We start from the raw sequence: 6,563 nt of genomic DNA, 5'->3' as shown, positions 1-6,563 counted from the left end.
TGACGTGTACTTCTGCCACCAGAGGTTCATGCAGATCGACCTGCGCAATTTCGCGCCCGACACTTGAGTTCAAGGTGTTACCCATGTCCCGGCACACCTGTTACCCATGTCCTGACTCCGAACAGCGAAGCAAAGAGAAGTAGGTCGCCTGCCGGGGCGACATCCCGGGGGGCTCTCACGCAAGACTGCAGCACCCTACTCGGAAGAAGCCGGCCACTCGATCGTGAATCGCGTGCCCTCGCCCGGCGCGCTGTGCACCTGCAGCTGACCACGCAGCCGGGTGTTCACCAGCACCTGGGCGCTGAACAGGCCCAGGCCGCTGCGGCCCTGGCCGAACTGGCTGGAGACGTAAGGGTCAAAGATGCGCGGCAGCAGGCCACTCGGGATGCCGCAGCCGCCATCGGCCAGCTCCAGGTGGTGGCGCCCATCGGCCGTCCAGGCGCGCACGCGCACGCGGCCGCCCTGGCCGGCCGGGTAGGCGTGGCGCTGCACGTTGTGCAGCAGCTCCACCAGCACGGCCTGCAGGCTGTCGGCGCAGACCTGCGCGCTCACATCCGCCTGCAGCTCCAGCTCCAGCGCGGCATCGGCCGGCACGGCGCGCTGCCAGGCCTGCAGCACCAGCTCGGCCAGGCGCGCGCTGCGCGGGCGCGCGGCCAGCAGCTCGGGGTTCAGCTCCTGGTAGCCGCTGAGCAGCTGCAGCACGCGCTCCAGGTTGCGCTGCGCCAGTTCGCTGCCCTCCAGCGCAGCCAGCAAATCGCCCTGCAGGGCGCGCCGGCCCAGCGCACCCAGGCCGAACAGGCGCTGCGTCTGGCGCAGGCGCTCGTGCGTGGTGCTGACGGCGGTGAGCGCATTGCCCAGCGGGGTGTTGAGCTCATGCGCCAGCCCGGCCAGCATGGCACCCAGCGCGGCCTGGCGGCCGCTCTGCACCAGCTGATCCAGCAGCTCGCGCTGCACGCGCAGCGCCTCACCGAGTGCCTCGTTGGCCTGCTGCAGCTGCAGCGCCTGCTGCTCGGCGCCCTGCTGGGCCTGGCGCGCCAGCTCGCGCTCCAGCCGTTCGGTCTTCAGCGCCAGCTCCTCGGCCTGGGCGGCGCGCAGGGCGCCCAGTTCCAGCTCATGGGCCTGCTGCAGGCTGGCCAGTGCGGCCTCGGGCTGGCCGGCCTGCAGTTGCCAGGGCGCCAGCTCGCGCAGGCGGCGCTGCGTCTGCGCGCGCGTGCTGCTGGCGCGCTTCAGCTCGATCACTTGCTGCATCTGCTGCACCGCCTGCGGCCACCGGCCCTGCGCGGCGGCCAGATGGGCGGCAGCGGCCAGCACCTCGGCCTCCAGCTGGGCGCGCCGGGCCGGCACGCGCGCCAGCAGGGCCTCGGCCTGCTGCAGCGTGGCCTGGGCGGCGGCGTGCTCGCCGGCGCGCGTCAGGTCCTCGGCCACGCCGGTGAGCGCATTGCAGGCGGCGGCGTGGTCGCGCTGGGCCAGGGCCGCCTGCACGCAGTGCTGCAGCGCCGCGCGGTACGCCGGCCACTGGCCCAGCGCGTGGTGGCTGGAGGCACGCCGCAGCCACAGCAGGGGCAGTTGGCGCGGCAGGCCGGCGGCGGGCAGCAGGGGCAGCGCGTCGTCCAGGCAGACCAGCGCGCGCTCGTGCTCGCCCTGGCCCTGCAGCACCCGCGCCAGGGCCAGCGCGTGCAGGGCGCGCAGGGCGGGCTCGGGCCGCGCCTGGGCCAGCGCAGCCAGCGGGCCCAGGGCGGTGAGCGCCAGGCCCAGCCGGCCCTTGCGCACGTCCTGGTTCACCTGCAGCAGGGCCGCCCGGGCCTGCAGCAGCACGTCGTCCTGCGCCTGCACCGCATCGTGCAGCGCGGGCAGCAGCTGCTCCAGCTCGTCAAAGCGCCACAGGCGCAGCAGCAGTTCGGCCAGGTGCAGACCCAGCTGGGCGCGCCAGCCGGGCTCGGCCTGCGGCGCCGGCCAGCGGGGCCAGGCGGCCTCGAACTGCGCCAGCGCGGCATCGGGCTCGGCCAGGGCGCGCGCCTGCTCGGCCTGCAGCCACGGCCAGTCGGCCTCCGTCCTTGGGTCCATGCCCCCTCCCTGTCGTGGCGCGATTCTGAACCGCGACCCATGTGGGCCTTTTCGGCAAGCGTGATGTAGCGCGCTACATTGCGCTGATGCTGCTGGATGCCCTGGCCTCCGAGCCCCTGCTCCTGAGCCTGCGCGTGGCCGCGCTGGCCACGCTGTGCGCGCTGCTGCTGGGCCTGGCCCTGGCCTGGCTGGTGGCGCGCACGCGCCTGCCCGGGCGCGGCATGCTGGAGGCCCTGTGCATGCTGCCCCTGGTGCTGCCGCCCACGGTGCTCGGCTACGGCATCCTGCTGCTGATGGGGCGCCAGGGCCCGATCGGCGTCTGGCTGCGCGAGCACCTCGACTACACGCTGATCTTTCACTGGCATGGCGCGGTGCTGGCGTCCACGCTCGTCGCCCTACCCCTGGTGCTGAAGGCCGCGAGCACGGCGCTGGCCCAGGTGGACCCCGAGCTGGAGGCCGCCGCGCGCACGCTGCGGCAGTCGTGCTGGGGCGTGTTCCTGCGCGTCACCCTGCCGCTGGCCTGGCCGGGCATCCTGGCCGGCACCCTGCTGGCGTTCGCGCGCGCGCTGGGCGAGTTCGGCGCCTCGCTGATGGTGGCCGGCTCCATCCCTGGCCAGACCCAGACCGCCGCCATGGCCATCTACGACGCCGTGCAGGCCGGCCAGGACGAGGCCGCGCTGGCGCTTTCGCTGGCGGTGTCGGCGTTGTCGGTGGCGGTGCTGCTGGCCTCCAACCGCTTCCTGCAAACCCACCCGCCCCGGAGGTTCGACTGATGCAGCGCCGCTCCCTGCTCCTGCTGCTCCTGCCCCTGTCCGTCCAGGCCCAGACCGCGCCGCGCGAACTGACCGTGTCGGCCGCCGCCAGCCTGGCCGATGCCTTCAAGGCCCTGGCCCCGGGCTTCGAAGCCGCCCACCCCGGCGCCCGGCTGCGCTTCAACTTCGCCGGCTCGGGCCAGCTGCTGCAGCAGATCGCCCAGGGCGCGCCGGTGGACGTGTTCGCCAGCGCCGATGAGGCCACGATGGACCGCGCCGCCGCGCAGCAGCTGATCGACCCCACCAGCCGCCACCCCTTCGCCCGCAACGAGCTGGTGCTGGTGACGCCGCCCGGCAGCGCGCTGGCCAGCCTGAGCGGCCTGCAGCACGCCGCCGTGAAGCGCATTGCCGTGGGCAAACCCGCCACCGTGCCGGTGGGCCGCTACACCCAGCAGGCGCTGGAGCGCGCACAGCTGTGGCAGGCCTTGCAGCCCAAGCTCGTGCCGGCCGACCACGTGCGCCAAGTGCTGGACTACGTGGCGCGCGGCGAGGTCGAGGCCGGCTTCGTTTACCGCAGCGATGTGCGGGGTGCGCGCGTGCGGCTGGCCCTGCAGGTGGAGGGCCACGAGCCGGTGCGTTACCCGGTGGCCGCGGTGGCCGGCAGCCGCCACCCGCAGCTGGCGCGCGCCTTCATCGACCACCTGCTCGGCGCCTCCGCCCAGGCCCTGCTGCGGGCGCACGGCTTCCTAGCGCCCTGAGTGCCCAGCGCACCATGATCGAACTGGCCCTGCACACCGAACTGCACGAAGGCGCGCGCCAGTTCCGCCTGGACGTGGAGCTGCGCAGCGACGCCGCCGTGCTCGGCTTCTACGGCCCCTCAGGTGCCGGCAAATCGCTCAGCCTGCAGGCCGTGGCCGGCCTGCTGCCGCTGCAGCGGGGGCGCATCGTGGTGCAGGGCGAGTGCTGGTTCGACAGCGCCCAGCGCCTCAACCGCCCGGTGCCCGAGCGCCGCGTCGGCTACCTGTTCCAGCACTACGCGCTGTTCCCGCACTTGAGCGTGCGCGCCAACGTGGCCTTCGGGCTGACGCGCTGGTACCAGCGCCTGCAGGCCGCCGACGCCGCGCGCGTCGATACCCTGCTCGACAGCTTCGGCCTGAGCGCGCTGGCGCAGAGCCGGCCGGACCGGCTCTCCGGCGGCCAACGCCAGCGCGTGGCCCTGGCGCGCGCCCTGGCCGCGCGCCCCAGCCTGCTGCTGCTGGACGAACCCTTCGCGGCGCTCAACCCCATGCTGCGCGCCCAGCTGCGCACCGAACTCAAGCGCGTGCGCGAACAGTTCGGCGTGCCCGCCCTGCTGGTGACGCATGACGTCGACGACCTGCTCGCGCTGGCCGACGAGGCCTATCTGTTCGACGAGGGCCGCGTGCAGCGCCGCGTCGATTTGCGCGCCGCCAGCGCCGCCGAGCGCGAGGCCGCCGGCTTGGCGCCGCCGCCCGATGACCCCGAGACCGCGCGCAAGCGCCGGCTGCTCGACCCATGACCCTGCTGCAGGCCGATCTGCGCCTGGCCGGCCGCCTGGACGCGCGCTTCTTCACCCTGCTGCAGGCCCTGCAGCAGACCGGCTCGCTGCAGCGCGCCGCGCGCGCCGCCGGCTACAGCTACAAGGGCGCCTGGCTGCTGCTGGACCAGGCCACCAACCTGGCCCAGACCCCGCTGGTGCAGGCCCAGCAGGGCGGCCGCGGCGGCGGCGGCTCGCAGCTCACCCCCGCCGCCTTGGCTCTGCTGCAGGCCTGGCAGCAGCTGCAGCAGCGTCAGGCCGAGTTCCTGCGCGAACAGCAGGGCTGGCTGCTAGCCCAGTTCCACGACCACCCCGAACTTGCCGCCCTGCTGCGGCGCCGCGCCATGAAGACCACTGCCCGCAACCAGTTCATCGGCCGCATCGCCGCCCTCACGCAAGGCCCCAGCACCGTGCAGGTCCGCCTGGAGCTGCCCGGCGGCCTGCCGCTGCGCGCCGCCATCAATGCCGAGGCCGCCGCCGCGCTGGACCTGCAGGTCGGCCAGGAGGCGCTGGCCATGGTCAAGGCCAGCGAGGTGGTGCTGGTGCAGGACTTCGCCGGCTACAAGCTCTCGGCCAGCAACCAGCTCGCCGGCACCATCTCGCGCCTGGAAAAGGGCGCCACCGGCGCCCTGGTGGGCCTGACCCTGCCCGGCGGCATGCAGCTCACCGCCAGCGTCACCCACGACGCGGTGGAGGCCCTGGACCTGCGCGTCGGCCAGCCGGCCACGGCCTGCTTCAAGGCCTATGCGGTGATGGTGGCGGTGGCGGGGTAGGCGAACACCAGCTGTTCATCGGGCCGGCGCACATGCTCGGCCGAGGACCAGTAGCCCCTCAGCCACAGCACGCCTTCGATGCGGCGCAGGTAGAAGCCTTTGGGCACCGCATCGTCCTCGCACAGCGGCGCCGAAACCACCGTGATGGCGCCGGGTGGCGACTGGTTCCGCGTGGGTGCAAAGCCCAGCGCGCCTTCGGCCTGGTCCAGCAGCAGGCGCAGATGCGGGCCCAGCTCCAACGGGCAGGGCTGCAAACCACGCCCTGCGGCTGCCGCCAGGATCTGCGCCATGACACCCCCGTCCGGCAAGCCAAGGTCGGCCACGCTGATCTGCTGCACCTGGATCTGCTCGGGCTGCGCCGCGGTGCGGAAGCGCTCATCCGCAAACAGCTGCTGGCCGGCGAGGTTCATCTTCACCTGGGCCGCGGCCAAGCGCTGCAGGAGTTCGGCCTTGTCCACGCCGCCGATCTGAACGGTGAGCACGTCCGGTGGCGGCAGGGGCGGCGGATGGTTCACGAGCGCTCCGGGGCGGTGGGGCTGGCGGTCAGGTCCAGCGCCAGCCAATCGCGCACCGAGCAACCCAGCTGCGCCTTGAAGACGCGGGAGAGCGCCGAGGGGTTGGCATAGCCCAGCTCGGCGGCAAGGCTCTTCAGCGGTGCACCGGCGCGCAGGCGCTGCTGAACCAGCAGCAGGCGCCAGCGCGTCAGGTATTCGGCCGGCGGGCAGCCCAGTTGCTGACGAAAGCGCAGCGCGAAGGCGGAACGCGAGAGCCCGGCCTCGGCCGCCATCGCCTCCAGCGTCCAGGCCCGGCCCGGGGCCTCGTGCAGGGCCACCAGGCAACGCGCCAGGGCCGGGTCGGCCAGGCCGAGCAGCAGGCCCTCGGGCAGGCCGAGCTGGGGCGCGCGCTCCAGCAGCCAGCGCAGCAGCTGCAGCAGCACCACCTCGAACAGCCGGTCCACCAGCAGGCGCTGGCCGCAGCGTGGGCGCTCCAGCTCGGCAAACAGCAGCTCCAGCGCGGGGGAGAGGCCCTCGGCCTCGCGCAAGGGCACGCAGATGAAGGGCGGCAGCGCGCTGGCCAGCGGGTGGCGTTCGGCATCGGCAAATTCCAGCTGGGCGCAGCTGAAGTCCGAGCCCTCGGCCGGGGCGTTGTGAAAGTCGTGCTCCAGCGGGCGCGGGTAGAGCAGCAGGCTGGGCTCGGCCACGCGCAGGCGCTGCGGCGCGCCGCCGCCGGGGTGGCTCAGTTCCATCTCGCCGCGCCGCAGCACATGCAAAAAGCCGCGCCCCGGCTGGGCGGCGAAATGCGTCAGCCCGCACAACGGCCCGTGGTGGAACAGGCGGGCGCGGACCGGAAAGCGCTCCAACAGAGTGGACAGGCGGTCCATGGACGATTAGGTATCAATGCTGGATGAATTGAGCCCTA

At 73.4% G+C, this 6,563-nt stretch carries 7 protein-coding genes; 4 read left to right on the top strand and 3 right to left on the bottom strand.

Going from position 1 to position 6,563, the window contains the following annotated elements; all coding sequences use genetic code 11:
* Positions 1–195: 195 nt before the first annotated feature.
* The gene (locus I7X39_RS23760; RefSeq protein WP_198113373.1) at positions 196–2,064 is read right to left on the bottom strand and encodes a sensor histidine kinase; all 1,869 of its coding nucleotides are present in this window, start codon (positions 2,062–2,064) and stop codon (positions 196–198) included.
* A gap of 86 nt (positions 2,065–2,150) precedes the next feature.
* Between I7X39_RS23760 and modB the strand changes: the two genes are divergently transcribed.
* Genes modB through I7X39_RS21330 form a run of 4 tightly spaced genes read left to right on the top strand, consistent with a single transcriptional unit; the run spans position 2,151 to position 5,144 of the window.
* The gene (gene modB, locus I7X39_RS21345) at positions 2,151–2,837 is read left to right on the top strand and encodes a molybdate ABC transporter permease subunit (RefSeq protein ID WP_198113371.1); all 687 of its coding nucleotides are present in this window, start codon (positions 2,151–2,153) and stop codon (positions 2,835–2,837) included.
* Positions 2,837–3,574 (top strand): molybdate ABC transporter substrate-binding protein, encoded by a 738-nt coding sequence (gene modA, locus I7X39_RS21340; RefSeq protein WP_198113369.1) that lies wholly within the window; start codon positions 2,837–2,839, stop codon positions 3,572–3,574. The genes modB and modA overlap by 1 nt, the downstream gene beginning before the upstream one ends.
* A 14-nt stretch (positions 3,575–3,588) precedes the next feature.
* Positions 3,589–4,353 (top strand): ATP-binding cassette domain-containing protein, encoded by a 765-nt coding sequence (locus tag I7X39_RS21335; protein WP_198113367.1) that lies wholly within the window; start codon positions 3,589–3,591, stop codon positions 4,351–4,353.
* Complete coding sequence (locus tag I7X39_RS21330; RefSeq protein WP_198113365.1) at positions 4,350–5,144, top strand: TOBE domain-containing protein; 795 nt, start codon at positions 4,350–4,352, stop codon at positions 5,142–5,144. The genes I7X39_RS21335 and I7X39_RS21330 overlap by 4 nt, the downstream gene beginning before the upstream one ends.
* Here I7X39_RS21330 and I7X39_RS21325 read toward each other — a convergent pair.
* Both I7X39_RS21325 and I7X39_RS21320 read right to left on the bottom strand, forming a co-directional pair.
* Positions 5,114–5,659: a hypothetical protein gene (locus tag I7X39_RS21325; protein WP_198113363.1), complete on the bottom strand. Its 546-nt coding sequence runs from the start codon at positions 5,657–5,659 to the stop codon at positions 5,114–5,116. The two genes, I7X39_RS21330 and I7X39_RS21325, sit on opposite strands and share 31 nt — an antisense overlap.
* Positions 5,656–6,525, bottom strand: coding sequence for an AraC family transcriptional regulator (locus I7X39_RS21320; RefSeq protein WP_198113361.1), 870 nt, complete (start codon positions 6,523–6,525; stop codon positions 5,656–5,658). The genes I7X39_RS21325 and I7X39_RS21320 overlap by 4 nt, the downstream gene beginning before the upstream one ends.
* Between the last annotated feature and the right edge of the window lie 38 nt (positions 6,526–6,563).

Origin of the sequence: Inhella proteolytica, assembly GCF_016093275.1 — a bacterium.
Lineage (GTDB): Bacteria > Pseudomonadota > Gammaproteobacteria > Burkholderiales > Burkholderiaceae_C > Inhella > Inhella proteolytica.
This window is presented reverse-complemented; position numbering and strand designations above follow the sequence as displayed.